The sequence below is a fragment of the Frigoriflavimonas asaccharolytica genome, assembly GCF_013294015.1.
In the GTDB taxonomy this organism is placed as follows: domain Bacteria; phylum Bacteroidota; class Bacteroidia; order Flavobacteriales; family Weeksellaceae; genus Frigoriflavimonas; species Frigoriflavimonas asaccharolytica.
Genome location: NZ_JABSNO010000017.1, coordinates 1 through 21,851, shown reverse-complemented (window position 1 = coordinate 21,851; position 21,851 = coordinate 1). Strand labels below are relative to the sequence as shown.

The window sequence follows — 21,851 nt, the reverse complement described above, 5'->3', positions numbered from 1 at the left end:
AAAATTCTAGTCAAAAAACCTTATTATGAAAACATCTCAACTATATTCTAAAAATAAAAGTTTCGCAGTTCTTATCATTTTTTTATTTCTAACAACTGGTTTTACATTTGCCCAAGTTGTACCCCATAAAACTAAGCCTAATCTTACCTCTGAAACTACTTTCATTGGTAAAAATGAAAAAAAATCTTTTTCTAAATTTGGGCTAACTATACAATCGAGAACGCAGTTAGGCGAAACGCAACTGGAACTTTCTACCCAAGCTGTAAAAATAAATGACTTCTATAGTATTGGTAAAGTGGTTGGCATTCACCCAAAAAATAATACCAATCTGGAAGCAGAATTGGTTTTCCACTATCAAGATTCGGAATTGAACGGTATTGATGAAAATAAACTTATTCTTTACTCTTCTATAGATAATGGAAAAACTTGGCAAGCTCACGAAAATTCTTTAGTTGATACACAGAACAATACTATCCGATTAGAAAAATTAAAGCATTTTTCCTTATGGACAGCTGCTGCAGTGCTCGTTCCAGATACAGCATCTACCCTTCAAAATAAACCAGTGACCGTAAATGTTCTTGCAAATGACACTGGGATTTTATCTGATGCTGTACTCATAGTAGGTGTTCCTACAAAAGGTACCGCTGTTGTAAATCCTAATAGAACCGTTACTTATTCTCCAAATTCTAGTTTTTTTGGAACTGATACTTTTGTTTATGCTATCGATAATAATGTGCAACCGACTACTGCTGCTAATGATAAATTTATAGTAGCACAATCTGCGAGCACGACTCTAGATGTACTTTCAAATGATTTCGATCCGAATAGTGATCCTTTAACCGTTACTATCCTTACCGCTCCAAATCATGGAGTAGTGGTGGTGAATGCTAATAATACCGTTTCTTACACACCAACTGGTGATTATTTAGGTTTAGACACTTTTACATACCAGATCGATGATGGTAATGGTCATACCGATACGGCAACCGTACAAGTGACTGTATATCAAAATATTGGAGCATCAACCATTCACTACATACCACCAAGACCGCAAACTGGTGGGCAAGATGCTGGTTCAAGAATAAATATGGTCATTTCAACCAATAATCCTGCAGGCGCTACTGGTATCATAAGTTTTCCTGGATTCACCACCGCAGATGTACCCTTTACGATTAGCAAAAATGTTCCTTTTACCTTTAGAATGGATAATTGTACTACAAATAATCCCTTAGAAGGACCAGATCACGGTATTTCGCATCTTTACAATACTGTAGAGAATAAAGGAATGAAAATAGTAACCAATGTTGATGTGCAGGTACAAGTTGCACAGGATGTTGCTGCTTGGCAATCTTTATTAGTTTCTAAAGGTCAAGCCGCCTTAGGTAATGATTTTTATGCAGGGAGCATGGCTGGTGCAACTCGATTATTTGGTGATGCAAATATGACAGGGGATTTTATTTCTGTAATGGCTGTGCAAGATAACACCACCGTAACTTTTGATGTTCCTACTGGTGCAACTTGGACATTTAAAGGTACTTTGTTACAAACTATAACTGTTGTACTCAATGCGGGGCAAACTTATATTGTACGTGCACCTGCAACTACTACTTCTTTAACGAGCATCTCGGGAGCTCATGTAGTAAGTTCAAAACCCATTTCTTTCACTTCTGGTACTTTTGGTGTGACATTGCCAAGTGCAGGTGACAATGGATATGATCAAGGAGTTCCCACTCACAGAATTGGATCAACTTATGCTGTAGTAAAAGCAACCAGCACCAATGAAAGAATTCGAATTATAGCGACAAAACCAAACACGGTAATCACCCATAACGGAACAGTAGTAGCTACAAAAAATGCAGGTGAAGTACATGAAATTGCACTACCAGGAAGTGCAGGTTTAGCACATAGCATTACAAGTACGGAACCGGTTTACTTGTATCAAACTTCTGGTTCCAATTTAGGAGAAACAGGTGTTGCCTTAATTGCTCCCATTAGAGATGATGGTTCTGGTATCATAAGATTTCAGAGTGCAGCAACTGGTCCAGTTGCAAGAGTAGTTATGAAAACAAATGCCTTATCAACGCTTGTATTAACACGTTTAAATTCAAATGGCACTACTACTAATATTCCCATTAATACCGCCACAGCTACCACAGTACCAAATTTACCAGGAAATTCTGCAATGAATATCCCTTTATCTGTAAGTACTAACTACGTTTTAGAAGCTACAGCTCCTGTTCAAGTCTCAATGATTTCTTATGCGGGTTCAGGTGGTGCTTTTAGTGCACTTTCTGGTTTTGAAGATGCAGCGGTTGCAGCAAGAAGTGATAATTACACTGTTGGTAAAAATATTGCCAGAGCATTAAATGTTTTAACTAATGATACCCAAGCGGCAGGTTTGGCTTTGCTAATAGGAAATTTCACCCAACCAAGCAATGGAACAGTAGTAAAAAACACCAATAATACTTTTACTTATACGCCAAATAACAACTATTTAGGAACCGATGAGTTTACGTATATCGCGCAAGATGCTGATGGTAATTCTTCTACCGCAACAGTAAAAATTACTATTACAGAATTAGATACTACTTCGGTAACCATCGTCGTAGCAAAAGATAGAGACAATGACGGTCTTTCTGATGAAGATGATATTGATGATGATAATGATGGAATTATAGATACTGCAGAAGGCTTTTGCGAAACCACATCAGTTTATACTTTAAATTTAAATACTACTTTGAGTGGAGCAACTTTTGGAGCCAATGGCGGCAATTTTAATTTGGTTTATAGTTTAACAAGTGGTGCAGCCGTTCCTTCTATAGGAAACAGTTTTAATGTACCTTTTAGCTACACCGATTTTAGCAACATTGTGAATTCTCAAGATCATACTTGGGAAAACTTTACCATTGATGGAACTAATTTCGCCATCTTGCCAAATACAACCTCATTATACACAGGTTTACCAACAGATAACCAAGGTATTGAAGATGGATCTGCTGGTCCTTCTCCAAGTATAGATGATTTGTTTAGGTATTTCATCAGTACAGGAAAAATAGTAAGACTAGGAAATTTTAGCACCACCATTGGTAATTTACCAGTACTTACAGGTTCTAAAACTTATCAAAACATAGATCAACTGCCTTTATTTTCAAGATTTAATTTAACAGCAGTTAGTGGCGGTGGAGCAGGACAGTACGATAATGGATATTATGCCAACTTGCAATTGCAAACGAATGTTAATCCCGCAAATGCTGGTAGAACATTGCCATTTGCTTCCAATTATGGCAGCACTTACACTTGGGATTACACTGCATTTTCAGATGTAGCTGGAGCAGGAGCAACAAATGGTGGAAATAGAGGTTTAATTTCTATTGAACAAAACACCATAACCGTTTGTAACAATAGAGATACCGATGGAGATGGCATTCCCAATTATTTAGATTTAGATTCTGATAATGATGGATGTCCGGATGCAGAAGAAGGCAGCGCCACCATTAGCTATTCTCAATTGGTAACTGGGGGTCCATCTTTGGAAGGTGGAAACGGAACTACACCTGCAACACCACCAACCAGTGGAACTTACAATACATCTGTTTTGCTTAATCTTTGTGCCGGTGTAACGTGCGTAAATGCAGTAGGTTTACCGCAATTCTCCACTCTGCCTGCAGGATACAGCAATACCACCGGACAAGGAGTTGGTACATCTGCCGATACCGCAGTTAATAATTGCGTTTGTTACAATGATCCCAATACTACAACCGCAGGAGAAGAAACCAATCACGGGATCACTTTATTAAAAAGAGCTGGCGAAGAAAATGGCAATTGGCCAATGATAAGAAAATCAGCACACACGGTTTTAGAATCTAATACCAAAGGTTTTGTAATTACCAGAGCAACAACTACTGAAATTACAAATATTTTACTGCCACAAGATGGAATGATGGTATATGATACCGTAGCCAAATGTCTTAAATTATATGATGGCAGCGATTGGAGTTGTTTCGTAACGCCAACTTGTCCATAATAATTACAGTATGATGGGGAAGTATTTGCAAAAATTACCTCCCTATTTTACTAAATAAATTTTTAAACTAAACGAAATGAAAAAAATAATAGCAACACTATTTTTAGCAATAATAAGCGGCGCAAATGCACAAGTTGTAATTGGTGGAGCAACTGGATCTACAAATATAAATACTTCTGTGTTATTAGATTTTGCAACAGGACAAAATAAAGGAATTATTTTGCCTTATGTGAGAACAATACCAACAGCACCTACAGAAGGTACAATACTTTTAGATGCAAGCACACCTTTAACTTCTAGAGTAAAATATTACGCTGGAACTGTAAAAGGATGGGTAGATTTAAGTGGTCAAAATGCGAATTTAAACAGCAGCACAGTTTTAGCCAATTTTGCAACAGAACAGCCAGCTTCTACCACAGAAAGTGCAACTGCAAAAGCCATTATTGGTGCAACTAGCAGTTCTGCAGATGGTGTTTTGATACTAGAATCTACCACCAAAGCGATGATATTGCCGATGGTAGAAGATGTGCAAAATATCTTAAGTCCATCCCCAGGAATGATGGTTTATGTAAACAAAGCGGGCGCAAAACGTTTGGCAGTTTACAATGGTAGCAAATGGTCTTTCTGGAAACCATAGCACTATACTTTTATTAAATTTTTTAAAAGTCACAAATTATTGTGACTTTTTTTCTTTTATTTAAGTTAATTTTTGTATTTTTGCAGTCCTGTTTGAAGCCGTTTTACATATTAATTATTGATAATCAATCATTTACTCTTTTATTTGTTTAAAAGGGTTTTGCTGTATATTGATGATTCCTTTGAAATTCTCTTCCTTCAGGATAAATATTTTGCACTACTCCGTGAAAAGATATACCGGTGTTGCAGTGAGGTCTTTAGATAATAGACATAAAGATAATAGATAATAGACAAATAAACGAATTGAGGTTGGCTTCAAACACCTTCAAAATCTCAAAAATACTGTTTCAATGTCTCTCATCTATCCGTCTCTCATCTATCCGTCTATTTTCCCGTATTTTTTTAAATCAAAATATTTTTTAACCCAAAAATTGTTCTTAATTACCTCACTATGAGTAAAGCAAAAACAACCGCAACTTCTAAAGAAAGTAATTCTATTGAAAGGATTAACTTTTCTACAGCGATAGGTCGCATTGATACTCCAGATTTCTTGGATGTACAATTGCAATCTTTCCGAGATTTCTTTCAATTAGATACTTTGCCAGAAGACAGAACCAAAGAAGGTCTGCACAAAACTTTTCAAGAAAATTTCCCAATTTCAGATTCTAGAAACCAATTTGTTTTAGAATTTTTAGATTATTTGGTAGATTCTCCTAGATATTCTATAGACGAATGTGTAGAAAGAGGTCTTACCTATAATGTACCTTTGAAAGCAAGATTAAAACTGTATTGTACAGATCCAGAACACGAAGAATTCCAAACGGTAATTCAAGATGTTTATTTAGGACCTGTTCCTTATATGACGCCATCTGGTTCTTTCATCATCAATGGTGCAGAACGTGTAATCGTAACCCAACTTCACCGTTCACCTGGTGTTTTCTTCGGGCAAACATACCACGCAAATGGTAGTAAATTGTACTATTCTAGAATTATCCCTTTCAAAGGATCTTGGATGGAATTTACTACAGATATGAACAATGTAATGTACGCATACATTGATAGAAAGAAAAAATTACCTCTAACTACATTGTTAAGAGCAATCGGTTATGAATCTGATAAAGAAATTCTTCAGATTTTTGATCTTGCAGAAGAAGTGAAAGTTTCTAAAGCATCTCTTAAAAAAGTAGAAGGTAGAACTCTTGCAGCTAGAGTATTAAATACTTGGTTTGAAGATTTCGTAGATGAAGACACCGGTGAAGTAGTTTCTATTGAAAGAAATGAAATCATTCTTGATAGAGAAACCATCTTGGATAAAGAGCATGTAGATATGATCATCGATTCTGGTGTGAAAACTATTTTGATCCACAAAGAAAACAACAATGAGTTTTCTATCATCCAAAATACATTACAAAAAGATCCAACCAATTCTGAAAAAGAAGCGGTAGAATATATCTATAGACAATTAAGAAATGCAGATCCGCCCGACGAAGAAACGGCAAGAGGTATTATCGATAAATTATTTTTCTCTGAGCAAAGATATTCTCTTGGTGAAGTAGGAAGATATAGATTGAACAAAAAATTAAATCTAAATATTGCGGAAGACGTTCAAGTTCTTACAAAAGATGATTTGATTTCCATCGTGAAACATTTAATAGAACTAGCAAATTCTAAAACAGAGGTAGATGATATTGATCACCTTTCTAATAGACGTATCAAAACTGTTGGCGAGCAATTGGCTGGTCAATTTGGTGTAGGTCTTTCTAGAATTGCAAGAACTATTAGAGAGAGAATGAACGTTAGAGATAACGAGATATTTACTCCGATAGATTTAGTAAACGCAAAAACATTAACCTCGGTAATTAATTCCTTCTTCGGAACGAATCAATTGTCTCAATTTATGGATCAAACCAATCCACTATCGGAAATTACGCACAAGCGTAGACTTTCCGCTCTAGGACCTGGTGGTTTATCTAGAGAAAGAGCAGGTTTTGAGGTACGAGATGTTCACCATACACACTACGGTAGAATTTGCCCAATTGAAACTCCAGAGGGACCAAACATTGGATTGATTTCTTCACTTGGTTTGTATGCAAAAATCAACTCGCTTGGTTTTATAGAAACTCCGTATAGAAAAGTAACCAACGGAAAAGTAGATCTAAAAACAGCTCCTATTTTCTTAAATGCAGAAGATGAAGAAGATAAAGTAATCGCACAAGCGAATGTTGAAATGGAAGAAAGCGGGACAATAACCACAGATAGAGTAATTGCTCGTCTAGATGGAGATTATCCTGTTGTAGAGCCAAATCAAGTAGATTTAATAGATATTGCACCAAACCAAATTTCTGGTATTTCGGCTTCATTAATTCCTTTCTTGGAACATGATGATGCGAATAGAGCCTTGATGGGATCCAACATGATGCGTCAAGCAGTTCCATTATTACGTCCAGATGCACCAATTGTTGGTACAGGTTTAGAAAAGCAAGTTGCTAGAGATTCTCGTATTTTAATCAACGCAGAAGGTACTGGTGTTGTAGAATATGTAGATGCAAACAGCATTACCATTAAATATGAAAGAACTGAAGATGAAGACATCGTAAGTTTTGATTCTGCTACAAAAACGTATAAATTAACTAAATTCCGTAAAACCAATCAAGGTACAACCATTACTTTAAGACCAAACGTAAAAGTAGGGGATATTGTAGAAAAAGGACAAGTACTTTGTGACGGTTATGCAACGGAAAAAGGCGAATTGGCTTTAGGTAGAAACTTGACTGTAGCATTTATGCCATGGAAAGGGTACAACTTTGAGGATGCAATCGTTATTAATGAAAAAGTAGTTCGCGAAGACTGGTTTACCTCTATTCATATCGATGAGTATTCTCTAGAAGTAAGAGATACTAAATTGGGTATGGAAGAATTAACTTCTGATATTCCAAACGTTTCCGAAGAAGCTACAAAAGATTTAGATGAAAACGGAATGATCCGTATTGGTGCAGACGTAAAACCTGGTGATATCTTAATCGGGAAAATTACACCAAAAGGAGAATCAGATCCTACGCCAGAAGAAAAATTATTAAGAGCCATCTTTGGAGATAAAGCAGGTGATGTGAAAGATGCATCATTAAAAGCAGATTCTTCTTTAAGAGGTGTTGTTATTAATAAAAAATTATTCTCTCGTAACATCAAAGATAAAAAGAAAAGAGCGGAAGAAAAATTGAAATTGGAAGAAGTAGAAAACTCTTTCAAAGGTAGATTTGATGATTTCAGAAATACTTTGATAGAAAAATTGAATATTCTTGTGAATGGTAAAACTTCCCAAGGTGTAAGCAATGATCTTGAAGAAGAAGTAATCGGTAAAGGTGTGAAATTCACACAAAAACTCTTGACTTCTATCGAAGAATATATGAATATCAACGGTGCAAACTGGACCGTAGATGCAGATAAAAACGAACTAATCAAGCAATTGATTCACAACTATAAAATCAAATATAATGATCTTTTAGGAGTGAAAAATCGTGAGAAATTCGCAATTTCTATCGGTGATGAATTGCCTGCAGGTATCATGAAACTAGCAAAAGTTTACGTTGCAAAAAAACGTAAATTAAATGTTGGAGATAAAATGGCGGGTCGTCACGGAAATAAAGGGATCGTTTCTCGTATCGTTCGTGAAGAAGATATGCCATTCTTATTAGATGGAACACCAGTAGATATCGTATTGAATCCACTTGGAGTACCTTCTCGTATGAATATCGGTCAGATTTATGAAACTGTTCTTGGTTGGGCAGGTCAGAAATTAGGATTAAAATTTGCAACGCCAATTTTTGATGGTGCATCTTTAGATCAAATTTCAGATTATGTAGAACAAGCAGGTCTTCCACAATTTGGTCACACCTATCTTTATGATGGTGGTACAGGAGAAAGATTCTCACAACCAGCAACAGTTGGTATCATATATATGTTGAAATTAGGACACATGGTTGATGATAAAATGCACGCTCGTTCAATAGGACCATATTCTTTAATTACGCAACAACCTCTTGGTGGTAAAGCACAATTTGGTGGACAGCGTTTTGGAGAGATGGAAGTTTGGGCACTAGAAGCATTTGGAGCCTCAAATATTTTGAGAGAAATATTAACGGTTAAATCTGATGATGTAATCGGTAGAGCAAAAACCTACGAAGCAATAGCGAAAGGGGAAGCAATGCCAGAACCAGGTATTCCAGAATCTTTCAACGTGTTACTTCATGAATTACAAGGTCTAGGTTTAGATATCAGACTTGAGGAATAAGATACAAGATAATAGATTCAAGATTCAAGATTTTTTTCTTGTCTCTTGTCTCTTGGTTCTTGGTTCTTTTAATCTTTAAAAAAATAAAATGTCAACAAATAATAAATCAAGTAATTTTACTAAAATTACAATCGGTTTAGCATCACCAGAAGGGATTTTACAACAATCCAGAGGTGAAGTTATCAAACCGGAAACCATTAATTATAGAACACACAAACCAGAACGTGATGGTCTTTTCTGCGAAAAAATATTCGGTCCTGTGAAGGATTATGAATGTGCTTGTGGAAAATACAAAAGAATCCGCTACAAAGGTATTGTTTGCGATAGATGTGGTGTAGAAGTTACGGAGAAAAAAGTAAGAAGAGAGCGTATTGGGCATATCAATTTGGTAGTTCCTGTAGCGCACATCTGGTACTTCCGTTCTTTGCCAAACAAAATCGGTTACCTTCTAGGTCTTCCTTCCAAAAAATTAGATATCGTCATTTATTATGAAAGATATGTAGTTATCCAACAAGGTATTGCCAAAAAAGCAGATGGAGAAGATTTCGAAAAAATGGAATTCCTTACAGAAGAGGAATATCTAGACGTACTAGAAACTTTGCCAGCAGACAATCAATATCTGGATGATCAAGATCCGAATAAATTCATTGCAAAAATGGGTGCGGAAGCTGTAGAAGAACTATTGAAAAGAATAGATCTTGATGCACTTTCTTTCGAATTGAGACACAAAGCACACAACGAAGGTTCTAAGCAAAGAAGAACAGAAGCACTAAAAAGATTGAACGTTGTAGAAGCATTGAGAGGTGCAAACACACGTATGATCAACAGACCAGAATGGATGGTTTTACGTGTACTTCCTATTATACCACCAGAATTGAGACCATTGGTTCCATTGGATGGAGGTCGTTTTGCAACTTCAGATTTAAATGATTTATACAGAAGAGTAATCATCCGTAACAATCGTTTGAAGCGTCTTTTAGAAATAAAAGCACCAGAAGTAATCCTTAGAAATGAGAAAAGAATGCTTCAAGAATCTGTAGATTCACTTTTAGATAACACCAGAAAATCTTCTGCTGTAAAATCTGAAAGCAACAGACCATTGAAATCTCTTTCTGATAGTTTGAAAGGTAAACAAGGACGTTTCCGTCAGAATTTACTTGGAAAAAGGGTAGATTATTCTGCGCGTTCGGTAATTGTTGTAGGTCCAAACTTGAAATTGCACGAGTGTGGAATTCCAAAAGATATGGCTGCAGAATTATACAAACCATTCGTTATCCGTAAATTAATTGAAAGAGGAATCGTGAAAACGGTAAAATCTGCCAAAAGAATTATCGATAGAAAAGAGCCAGTAGTTTATGATATCTTGGAAGGCGTATTGAAAGGTCACCCAGTATTATTAAACAGAGCACCTACTTTGCACAGATTAGGTATCCAAGCATTCCAACCAAAAATGATCGAAGGTAAGGCAATCCAATTGCACCCTTTAGTTACCACTGCATTTAATGCGGATTTTGATGGAGATCAAATGGCGGTGCATTTACCTTTAGGTCCAGAAGCAATTTTGGAAGCACAACTTCTAATGCTAGGTTCTCAAAATATTTTGAATCCTGCAAACGGATCTCCAATTACGGTACCTTCTCAGGATATGGTTTTGGGTCTTTACTTTATGACCAAAGAATTATCTTCTACAGAAGATATGAAAGTTTTAGGTGAAGGTCTTGCATTCTATTCTCCAGAAGAAGCAGAAATAGCTTATGCAGAAGGAAAAGTTTCCTTAAATGCAAAAGTTAGATGTAGAGTTCCTGTAAAAGAAAATGGAGAATTGGTATTAAGATTAGTAGAAACTTCTTTAGGTAGAATTTTATTTAATCAAATCGTACCAGAAGGTGTAGGTTATGTAAATGAACTTTTGACCAAAAAATCTTTAAGAAACATTATTGGAGATATCTTGGCAGAAACAGATTTCCCAACCACTGTTACTTTCTTAGATGCTTTGAAAGATCTTGGATATTCAAACGCATTTAAAGGTGGACTTTCGTTCTCTTTAGGTGATATCGCAATTCCAGAGGAGAAAAAAGGAATGATCGTTACTGCTGTAGCAACTGTAGATGAAATTAAAGCCAACTATAATATGGGTTTAATCACAGATACAGAACGTTACAACCAAGTTATTGATGTTTGGACAAATACAAACGCAGGTCTTACAGAAATGATTATGAATAGAATGAAAACCGATCAAGGTGGGTTCAATTCTGTATATATGATGCTAGATTCTGGAGCGCGTGGTTCCAAAGAGCAGATTCGTCAGCTTTCTGGTATGCGTGGTTTGATGGCAAAACCTCAAAAAGCTGGTGCAGGTGGTGCAGAAATTATTGAAAATCCAATTGTAGCAAACTTTAAAGAAGGTTTATCTATTTTGGAATACTTTATTTCTACTCACGGTGCTCGTAAAGGTCTTGCAGATACGGCTTTGAAAACTGCCGATGCAGGATATTTAACAAGAAGATTGGTAGATGTTGCACAAGATGTAATCATCACCGAAGACGATTGTAATACTTTAAGAGGTACACAAGTAACTGCCTTGAAGAAAAATGATGAAATCGTAGAACCTTTAGCTGAAAGAATTTTAGGTAGAGTTTCATTACACGATGTTTATCATCCAGAAACCGACGAGCTTATTTTTGAAGCAGATCAACTGATAAATGAAACTCTTGCAAAACAAGTAGAAGCTGCAGGTATCGATTCTCTAGAAGTTCGTTCCCCATTAACGTGTGAAACGCAAAGAGGAATCTGTGCAAAATGCTACGGAAGAAACTTAGCAACTGGAAAACCAATTCACATGGGAGAAGCTGTAGGTGTTATCGCTGCACAATCCATCGGTGAACCAGGAACACAGTTGACCTTAAGAACCTTCCACCAAGGTGGAGTTTCTACCAATATTTCTGTAAATCCAAGCATCGTTGCAAGACGAGATGGTATCGTAGAAATGGATGAGGTAAGAACAGTAACTTCTGAAGACGAATTTGGCAAAAAAGCCGAAGTAGTAGTTTCCAGATCTACAGAATTCCGTTTGGTAGCAGACAACGATTTGAGAACACCATTAATGGTTGCCAATGTACCTTACGGTTCTATTTTAGCCGTGAAACCAGGCGATCACGTGAAAAAAGGAGACGAAATCGCAAGATGGGATCCTTATAATGCGGTAATTATTGCTGAAACTGCAGGTAAAATTGAATATGAAGATATCGTACAAGGTATTTCTTTCCAATTAGAAATAGATGAGCAAACTGGTTATGAAGAAAAAGTAATTTCTGAATCTCGTAACAAGAAAGCCGTTCCTACGTTGAAAGTAATGGATGCTAAAGGAGAAGAAATCAAAGCATATAACCTTCCAGTTGGAGCCCACCTTATGGTAAACGATGGAGAAAAAATCAAGTCTGGTAAAGTCATGATTAAAATCCCTCGTAAATCTGCAAAAACAGGAGATATTACCGGTGGACTTCCACGTGTAACGGAATTATTTGAAGCAAGAAACCCTTCTAATCCAGCGGTTGTTACCGAGATTGATGGTGTAGTTTCTTACGGAAAAATAAAAAGAGGAAACCGAGAACTAATAGTAGAAGCAAAAACTGGTGAACGTAAAATTTATTTAGTTAAATTATCTAACCAGATTTTAGTACAAGAAAATGACTTTGTGAGAGCAGGATCGCCATTATCAGATGGTTCTGTAACACCAGACGATATCTTGAAAATTAAAGGACCTACAGAAGTACAGGAATACTTAGTAAATGAAATACAAGAAGTATATCGTTTGCAAGGTGTAAAAATTGACGACAAACATTTTGAAATCATTGTAAGACAAATGATGACGAAAGTAACCATCGTAGATGGAGGAGATACTCAATTCCTAGAAAATGCTTTGGAACATAAAATGGATTTCTTAGTAGAAAACAACCGTATTTTCGGTATGAAAGTAGTAACCGCAGCTGGAGATTCTAAAGAATTGAAAGAAGGACAAATGATTACTGCAAGAGAATTGAGAGATGAAAACTCTAAACTGAAACGTGAAGATGAAGCTTTAGTGGAAGTAAGAGAAGCATTGCCAGCAACCGCAACACCAGTATTACAAGGTATTACGAGAGCAGCATTGCAAACCAAATCTTTCATGTCTGCAGCATCTTTCCAGGAAACTACCAAAGTATTGAACGAAGCAGCAGTTGCAGGTAAAGTAGATTATCTTTTAGGCTTGAAAGAAAACGTAATCGTTGGTCATAGAATTCCTGCAGGTACAGGTTTGAAAGACTACCAAAACGTAATCGTAGGTTCTAAAAAAGAATTCGAAGATCATAATTAAAAAGACTTGAGATCATAGACAGATAGATAATAGATTTTTAAATGCTTTCAAAGCGCTGTCTATTATCTATTGGTCTATCATCTTTTATCTAAATCAAAATATTAAACAAAATAAAAATTTTAAGTAATGGACAACAACAATCAAGATCAAAATCAAGATCCAAACAACATTAATATCAACTTAAACGAAATGATAGCTGCAGGTGTATACTGTAACCTAGCATTAGTAAATCATTCTCCATCAGAATTTGTGGTAGATTTTATCCAAATGATGCCGGGAGTTCAACAAGCAAACGTAAGATCAAGAGTAATTCTTGCACCTATCCATGCAAAAAGAATCATGAATGCATTGCAACAAAACATCACTAACTACGAGCAACAATACGGAGAAGTGAAAGAAGTTGAGCCTTTCGTAGTAGGAGGAAACAACGGAATGCCACAAGCATAATCAAAGTTTTTTTATTACTAAAAAAAACCTTCAGAATTTTCTGAAGGTTTTTTTGTGGAAATTTACATCGCTTACAATCTATTTTGCTCATCACTCAAATCTCCATCTTTCACTTCTTTCTTCTTTGCATTTCCAAAATTATATGTTGCAGCAAGGGTGAATTTTCTTGTTTCCCAACGGTTGGTCCAGTTCGTGGTTACATTGTCTTGTTGAGTTTCTTGAATCCATTGGCTTTTCTTTAAAACGTTTTGTGCGCTTAAACTCAATCTTAATTTTTTATCTAAAAAATCTTTTCTTACACTAAAAGATAGATCATAAGAAGGTTTAAAAGTCGAATTGCCATATCTTCCGCTTTGGCTGTAAAAACTATTCCAGGTGGCATTCCAGTTTTTTCCAAAGTTGAAAGTTTGATTTAAACCTGTATAATAAGAAATGCCACTATCATTAAATTTGTAACCTTCCAAATCAGATTTTGCCTGGCCGTAAGATAATTCACTGTTCAATTGCATATCCCAATATTTTTTTACTTTCCAACTGCTATTAAAAGAAAGTCCGATGCTTTTAGAGCTTCCAATGTTATCATAATACAAAGTGGTAATTTTATTTTCTGGATTATAACTAATGATTTGATACATTTCATCTGTAGAAAAATTAGCAAATAATGACAGAGATGTTTTTTGTTTGTTAATCCAAACCAATTCGAAAGCATTGGTAAATTGTGGCGTAAGATCAGGATTTCCAACAGAAACATTGTACGTATCAGTATATTCGTAATAAGGATTTAGGTACAAATAACGCGGTCTTTGTATTCTGCGGCTGTAAGAAAATTTGTACTGGTTATTTTCCATATTTGCATTTACACTAAAAGAGGGAAATAACGACAGATATTGGTCTTTGTTGGAAGTTCCAGAGGTAAGCGAAGTGGCATTATAATCAATATATTCTGCGCGCAAACCAGCTTGGAAATCGAATTTGCCAGATTTATAATTAGCGATTCCGTAGCCAGAAAATATAGATTCTTTGTAGATTAATCTGTTGCTTCTATTGGTATTTGGAATGTAAATTCCCGACGAATTCCGCTCTCTTAAATCAATGTCATAATCATTGTTTACATAGCTGTACTTTGCACCAGTTTCTATATTCAATGCTTCATTTACCTTGTGCTCTACATCTACTTTTGCACTTAAAATATTATAATTTGTGGGATTATTGTATTTTATTTGATCACCGTTTTTGTACATATCATTCGTATTTGCGGTGAAATAAAAATTAGAAGTTTCGCGCTCACTTGTATTGTTATAATTGGCGAAATTGATTTGCGCATCTACTTTCGTATCCAAACTATCGCTTGCAAAATTGTAGAACACGTTACCTATAATGGTTTTATTTAAAATATCGTCGTCTGTTTTCAAAATGGTGTATCGCTTATAAACAGAATTATCAAATTCATTGGTTCTGCCATTGGTTACTTCTGCACTATTGTAAATACTGTAATTAAAAGAAGCACCCAAGTTTGCATTTTTTGTTAATTGATGGCCAACACCAAAATTACCTGAGTAACTGTTTGAAACAGGTAACCAATCATTATTTTGTTCTAATAAAAGCGTGTTACCAGGATTCACAATGGTTTGATCAATTTTTCTATGATTCACGCTTTCTGTATAACCATAACTTAATCCATATTTAAAGTTCCATTTCTCTGTGTTGTTGTATAAATTAATGCCATTATAATTTTTAATAAATTCTGCATAACCTACTGATGTTTTTATGTTGCCAGTCAATCCTTTAGCAGCAGATTTCTTAAGTACAATATTGAAAATTCCCGCACTTCCAGAAGCATCATATTTAGCCGACGGATTTGCGATGATTTCCACTGCTTTGATGTTAGCACCATCCATGGTTTTTAGATATTGTTTGAGTTCTTCACCCGTCAATAGTGCTGGCTTTCCATCGATCATGATTTGCACATTATTACTTCCTCTGAAAACCACTTTTTCATCTTTATCTAAGCGAACGCCAGGCAATTTTGTTAAAGTTTCTAACGCATCATTTCCAGTTCCAAAACCTGCTTTGTCTATATCAAATATCATCTTATCACCTTTTAAAGTCAAGATTTTGTTGGTTTGCATTACTACAACCTCATCAATTGCAACAAAATTTTCTTCTAAAATAAAATTCTGTGTTTGGTTAGTATTCGTGTTTTTTAAAATTGTTGATTGCACTGGTTTGTAACCCGCTAAATTTACTTTAATGTAAAATTCAGCTGTCGTAACTTCTAGTTTGTACTGTCCGGCAGCATTTGTCTTCGTGCTTTGCTGTAAAGTATGATCTACCGCTTTAAAAATTGAAACCGTGGCACTCGCCAATTGTTCCTTTGTATTTTCTGCGGTGATGGATCCATTAATTTGAATGCTTTGTCCAAAGCTTAAAATACTTAGTAGTAATAAGAAAAATGAGATTGTTGTTTTCATGTGTTAATTATTTATGATGCAAATGTAAATCAGACAACTTCTCGATTTTTTTAGTTTACACCAAGCCGGAATAATGGGCCACGAAACCTTTAATTATTACTATTTTCTGGTTTTACAGGTTAAAAAATGCTTTCGTGTAGTGTTTTGGCCATTTGGTCAGAAAAAGCTGCGCTATAATGGTATTTTATCTAATTTTATCCCATGGAAATAGTCAAAAAACAACGTTACTTTCATTTAGCCGTAATACTTATTGTGGTTTTAATGGATCTTTTCGCCGATTTTTTTTACGGTGGAACAGAAGGATTTCTGAATAATTTTCAGATGCCTCTAAATTTTAATCGCATAATCATCTATACCGCAACATTTGCAGTCTACTTTTTAAATTTTTATTTGCTCTGCCCTTATACATTAAAAAAGAAATCCTATTTTAAATATTTTTTAGGTATCATCATTCTAATAATTATTTTTGGACAGATCCGGTATTTGTTGGAAGAAGTGATCTTATTCCATTTCACAGGCAAACACAACTATTTTGAAGAGTCCAGAAAATTTATATTTTACACTTTTGATAATTCATATTTTGCTATAAAAGGTATTCTATATAGCACCTTGATGTATATTTTTTATGATTCTGCAGAGAACCAAAAGCGGGTTTATCAATTGGAACTGGATTTCAAAAAAGCTGAATTAAACTTCTTAAAATCACAATTAGAACCCCATTTCTTATTTAATACTTTAAATACTTTCTATACAGATTTAATAGATTCACAACCAGAAACAGCAAAAGACATACACAGATTATGTGAATTATTAAGATACGTGACCTATGAAGCAGAAAAAGAATTAATGCCTTTAAAAAAAGAAATTAAATTTATAGAAGATTATATTTACCTTCACAGAAAAAGATTTGAGGACACCATGTTTTTAGATTATAATATAGAAGGTGCTGTAAATGAGCAAGTTGTTCCTTCTTTGGTACTTATACACTTTGTAGAAAATATTTTTAAACATGGCATCATCAGTGACAAAGAAAATCCAGCGAAAATAGATTTAAAAGTAACAGACAAAGAAGTGATTGTAAGCACTGAAAACCTTATTTCTACTTCAGAAAAATATAATCATAACGGCATTGGAAAAGAAAATTTAAGACGCCGATTATTTGCCATTTACCAGGAAAATTTTACTTTTGAATCGGAAGAAAAAGAGGGATTATTCACCACTTTACTAAAACTACCTATCAGTAACCAATTATGAAAATATTAAAATGTTTAATTGTAGATGATGAACCACCTGCAATACGATTACTGGAAAAATATGTGGCTAAAATTCCGTTTTTAGAGTTGGTAGATACTTCCACAAGTTCTCTAAAAGCCTTATCATTAATTGAAGAAAATGCAATTGATCTTGTCTTTTTAGATATACAAATGCCGGAATTGAGCGGTTTGCAATTGTCGAAAATCATTAAAGGCAAAACAAAAATCATTTTCACTACCGCTTATTCGCAATTTGCCTTGGATAGTTATGATGTAAACGCTGTAGATTATTTGCTAAAACCTTTCGAATTCGAACGTTTTTATGAAGCAGTTCTTAAAGTTAAAAATACTTTCAATGCACCAGAACCAACTTTAGAAATACCCAAAACTACCTCTGAATATCTCTTTGTAAAAACGGATGGCAAAAATAATTTTGAAAAAGTTTATGTAAAAGACATTTTGTATATAGAAGGTTTAAAAAATTACGTTGCCATTCATTTAACTCAAAATCAAATCATTACCAACAATACGCTGAAGAATATTGAAGATTTATTACCAAAATCTGACTTTGTGAAAACACATAAATCCTTCATCGTTTCTTTGCGACACATTACAAAAACGGATTCTGTGAGTGTTTACATTAATGAAAAAGACATTCCTATTGGCGACACTTACAAGAAAGAACTTTTTGAATTGATACAGAATAATAAACTTTGATTAAATTATAAAGCGGGAACAATAAATTCTTGACGAGATTTTTTTCTAAAGAAAATAGAAATTAAGGTGATAATTAACAGAAGGTGAAGATAATAAGCATTTTGCACCAATTCTAAATAGCCCATTTTAAAGTTACTTAATGAAATCAGAATTAAAATTTGAGCGCCGTAAGGAATAATTCCCTGCACGTAGCAAGCAAATATATCTAATATAGAAGCCGATTCTTTGGGTTCTAAACCATACTTTTCTGTAATTTCTTTTGATACTTTTCCAGAAATTAATATTGAAATGGTATTGTTGGCCACGCAAAAGTTAGCCACACTCACCAAACCACCAATTCCTAATAAAGCTGTTTTCTTTGAACTAATAATTTTATTAATGTTTCTCAACAAAAAATTAATTCCGCCAGCTTTTTCTACCAATGCTGCTAAACCGCCTGTCAGAAGGGAAAGTAAGAAGATTTCCGTCATCCCAGTAAAACCTTCATAAGTATTCTTTGCAAAATCCATGACACCAAAAGTGCCATTGGCAATACCTAAAATTCCGGCAAACATTAAACCTGAAAACAATACAACAAAGACGTTGACACCAACTATAGAAAGGATAATTACTAAAAGATAAGGCAGAATAAGCCATAAATTGAAATCTTTTTGGGTGATAATCACAGATGAAGTTTCTTGGTTGAAGCCAATAACGATTAAAATACCAATTGCAATAATGGCAGCAGGAAGTGCCAAACTAAAATTTGCCCGAAATTTATCTTTCATTTCGCAACCCAAACTCTGTGTTGCCGCAATGGTGGTATCTGATATCACAGATAAATTGTCCCCAAACATAGAACCAGACAACAAAGCCGCGCCAATTAATCCCAACGGCGACCCACTTTTTTCTGCCAAATCTATAACGATTGGTCCTAAAGTAACTATAGAGCCAACAGAAGTTCCAGAAGCAAAAGAGAGAAAAGCCGCAATCACAAAAATACCTGCCGGAAAATACGCGATGGAAATATAATTTAAACCTAAATTCACAATGGTATCTACACTTCCAGTTGCTTTAGAAACTGTTGCAAAAGCGCCCGCCAAAAGATAAATAATACACATGGTCAGGATTTTACCATCACCACAACCTTTTAAAAAAGTATCAATTTTCTCATTGATTTTACCTTTCAGTAAAAGAAAAGAGGCAACAATTCCAAATAATGCAGCAATAGGTGAAGGAAGTGCGTAGAAATCATCATTATAAATTCCGAAACCTAAGAAAATACCCACAAAAAAAAGTAAAGGTAAAATAGCAGTGAATGAGCCAGTCGTTTTTGTCATTTTGCAAAACTACAATACAAAGTCGAAAATCTTATATCCGACAAAATTTATTTATCTATTGCTATGATTTGGATTTTGTGAAAAATCTTTCATACTCTTTTTTTAATCTATTAGAATGTGAATGACACTTTTTTGCTCGTGCTTGAGTATAAATTGGTTGTTTTTTGATTCTCGACTATACTATTAAAAGATATCACGCAGCGTTGCGATGATAGTTGCGCAATTTTTTAAAAAGCTGATTGCATACTAGTTTCCGGATCGTTTATAATGCAACATCGAGCCATCTAAAATCTAATTTTGAATTTAAAAAGAAAAATTCCCAAAACTTGAGACTTTGGGAAAGAGTTTTTGGAGTTAACGTTTTGTGGCTTTGCGAGGTTGCGAACTTCGTTACCGAGAACTTTCGGCTAAGATAAAATTTCTTGCGAAAGATAAACGTGATTTAACCACAAAATTCGCAATCTTGCAAAACCGCTGTTAGCACCAGTTATTCGTTACTCCAACCATAATCTTCTGGTGGATTTAATTCATTATACCGCTCAGTAATAGTATCTGAATCATCTGGATTAATCATATCATAATATTCTTCTGGACTATATTTATTTCTTCGCGTGTAATGATTTCCAATTCCAGCAGATTTTAATGAACTATAACCATTTAGTTTTAGTTCGCAAGCTGTACAAATAAATTTAGTTGGTAAAATAGATTGTCTTACAATTATTTCATCTTCATTATTTTCTACATTTTGCTTTCCGTAAGGCTCACCGAAAACGGTAGCTACACATTTGCAAGAAGGACATTCTACTCTATGATAACCTCGGTAAGATAATCGGTCTCCATTTTTTTCTGAACTTTCTTTTAATTCTTCTTTCTTCTCGGCTTCTTTTCCTTCATAAACTTTACTATGAGCCGCAATCAAGCTTTTGGTTTTTCCAATTACGCTTTCTTCGACTTCTGTAAGTATTAAGTCAGCTTCTTTTTCAATGTCATCTCCAAATAATGAATTTAAAGATTCACCCTGAAAAGTACAAAGTATTTGACAGCACCTATAAAAACCTGCAATCCATTGTTGTGTAGGATATTCTTCAAAAGCGGCTGAACCCGAATGAACTTCTTCATTTCGTCGATTTATTATTGCAGAGGCTATTTTAAAATTAGCTTCTGTAAAATCTGTAATCAAGTTTTGGCATAATGAAAAAACATTAATAGTTGCAATTGATTTTCTTGGTGCTTTTGCAGAACCCAATCCCAGTGCGTGAAGCAAGTTTTGATGGTCTCTTTCAGGTTCTGCTAATAATGTTGGACTAACAAATGAAACAGCTGATCGAGCTAATAGCTCTAAACCCATAGCACACCAAAGCCCAAAATATGGCTCTTCTTTATCTTCATCATAGGCTCTCTCAAAATAAAGTTTTGCCTTTGTAAACAGTGGTTCTCTTTCCCAACTCATAATTAGTTTATATAAATTCGTTTTAAAATTCTATTTGTTTCCGCCTCAGCAGATTTTCGTCCGTGAAGATTTTTCCAGTTATCAATAATGAGCGTTTTTCCCTCAGTCCATTCAATTTTTATTGGCTCAATTTTTTTTATAGTTTCCTGAAATATTTCGTCAAATTCCTTTGCATATTTATTAAATGGAAACATACAAGTGGAATCATATTTAATTCCACTTTCATTTTTTTGATTAAAAATTAATGAAGTATAAAATTTTTCCCGATTAGTTTTGACAAGATAAATTGCTCTTTCTGCCTTTTTTTTATCCAAATCCGTTAGCAAATCCCAAAAATCAATTTTTCTAAGTATTGTTGTTTCGCAATTATTTGATTGCAGTGAATGCATTAAAATATACCTTGCTGGATTTTTATAAAATGCTGTATCTGTGTGTAATGGAAAATTAGATAATCCGTGTTTACTACTAAAAGTTCCATACGAAGCTTCGTTTTTTAATTTTGGTTTTAGTATAAATACATCTTGCCCATTTGGATGTTTTAGAATATTTCCAATTTCAGATGCGATTGAAATTAGTTCAATATCTGTAGAACCACTTTTGAATTCAGTCCAACCATTTGTCGATAATTGTATACGTTCGTTTTCTGTCATAATTGGTGCTAACGTCAGTCTGTGAAAAAACCTTCGTTTATTATATTCAAAAATAGGGAAATAATTTGAATAATTCGCTTCTATTTTCGTATATTTAATGATGCAACATATCACTGGAATCGCCCGCAATCAAATGGTTTTTACGAATTTAGAAGATCCGATTTCTCAGGATAATCCTGTACGGTTTGTAGATGCTTTTGTGGAGAGTATGGATTTAAAAGCATTAGGTTTTGAAGTACAAA

Annotated in this window: 11 protein-coding genes; 7 read left to right on the top strand and 4 right to left on the bottom strand. The window is 34.6% G+C overall.

Translation table 11 applies throughout. From position 1 onward, the window contains the following. Positions 1 to 25 precede the first annotated feature (25 nt). The 5 genes from HNQ03_RS11015 to HNQ03_RS10995 all read left to right on the top strand — a co-directional run bounded on the left by HNQ03_RS11015 (position 26) and on the right by HNQ03_RS10995 (position 13,749). Positions 26 to 4,024, top strand: a complete 3,999-nt coding sequence (locus HNQ03_RS11015; RefSeq protein ID WP_173779738.1) for an Ig-like domain-containing protein — start codon at positions 26 to 28, stop codon at positions 4,022 to 4,024. 76 nt (positions 4,025 to 4,100) lie between these two features. Further along, positions 4,101 to 4,661 (top strand): hypothetical protein, encoded by a 561-nt coding sequence (locus HNQ03_RS11010; RefSeq protein WP_173779737.1) that lies wholly within the window; start codon positions 4,101 to 4,103, stop codon positions 4,659 to 4,661. Between the two features lie 450 nt (positions 4,662 to 5,111). Continuing rightward, on the top strand, positions 5,112 to 8,948 hold the full coding sequence (gene rpoB / locus HNQ03_RS11005) for a DNA-directed RNA polymerase subunit beta (protein ID WP_173779736.1): 3,837 nt from the start codon (positions 5,112 to 5,114) through the stop codon (positions 8,946 to 8,948). Between the two features lie 88 nt (positions 8,949 to 9,036). Next, a complete protein-coding gene (rpoC, locus tag HNQ03_RS11000; protein ID WP_173779735.1) occupies positions 9,037 to 13,302 on the top strand; it encodes a DNA-directed RNA polymerase subunit beta' in 4,266 nt (1,421 codons plus the stop codon). Positions 13,303 to 13,428: 126 nt separating this feature from the next. Next, positions 13,429 to 13,749, top strand: coding sequence for a DUF3467 domain-containing protein (locus HNQ03_RS10995; protein WP_173779734.1), 321 nt, complete (start codon positions 13,429 to 13,431; stop codon positions 13,747 to 13,749). A gap of 71 nt (positions 13,750 to 13,820) precedes the next feature. Here the strand turns inward: HNQ03_RS10995 and HNQ03_RS10990 are convergent, their stop codons facing one another. Next, the gene (locus tag HNQ03_RS10990) at positions 13,821 to 16,220 is read right to left on the bottom strand and encodes an outer membrane beta-barrel family protein (RefSeq protein WP_173779733.1); all 2,400 of its coding nucleotides are present in this window, start codon (positions 16,218 to 16,220) and stop codon (positions 13,821 to 13,823) included. 201 nt (positions 16,221 to 16,421) lie between these two features. Here HNQ03_RS10990 and HNQ03_RS10985 point away from each other — a divergent pair, with 201 nt between their 5' ends. Both HNQ03_RS10985 and HNQ03_RS10980 read left to right on the top strand, forming a co-directional pair. Further along, the gene (locus tag HNQ03_RS10985; RefSeq protein WP_173779732.1) at positions 16,422 to 17,474 is read left to right on the top strand and encodes a sensor histidine kinase; all 1,053 of its coding nucleotides are present in this window, start codon (positions 16,422 to 16,424) and stop codon (positions 17,472 to 17,474) included. Further along, positions 17,471 to 18,190: a LytR/AlgR family response regulator transcription factor gene (locus tag HNQ03_RS10980; RefSeq protein WP_173779731.1), complete on the top strand. Its 720-nt coding sequence runs from the start codon at positions 17,471 to 17,473 to the stop codon at positions 18,188 to 18,190. The genes HNQ03_RS10985 and HNQ03_RS10980 overlap by 4 nt, the downstream gene beginning before the upstream one ends. A gap of 5 nt (positions 18,191 to 18,195) precedes the next feature. On the opposite strand, the gene HNQ03_RS10975 is transcribed toward HNQ03_RS10980, so the two are convergent. The 3 genes from HNQ03_RS10975 to HNQ03_RS10965 all read right to left on the bottom strand — a co-directional run bounded on the left by HNQ03_RS10975 (position 18,196) and on the right by HNQ03_RS10965 (position 21,609). Continuing rightward, complete coding sequence (locus HNQ03_RS10975) at positions 18,196 to 19,509, bottom strand: Na+/H+ antiporter NhaC family protein (RefSeq protein ID WP_173779730.1); 1,314 nt, start codon at positions 19,507 to 19,509, stop codon at positions 18,196 to 18,198. A 487-nt stretch (positions 19,510 to 19,996) separates the two neighbouring features. Continuing rightward, positions 19,997 to 20,959 carry a hypothetical protein gene (locus HNQ03_RS10970; protein WP_173779729.1) on the bottom strand — a complete coding sequence of 321 codons (963 nt, stop codon included), beginning with the start codon at positions 20,957 to 20,959 and terminating at the stop codon, positions 19,997 to 19,999. A 2-nt stretch (positions 20,960 to 20,961) separates the two neighbouring features. Beyond that, a complete protein-coding gene (locus HNQ03_RS10965) occupies positions 20,962 to 21,609 on the bottom strand; it encodes a TauD/TfdA family dioxygenase (protein WP_173779728.1) in 648 nt (215 codons plus the stop codon). Between the last annotated feature and the right edge of the window lie 242 nt (positions 21,610 to 21,851).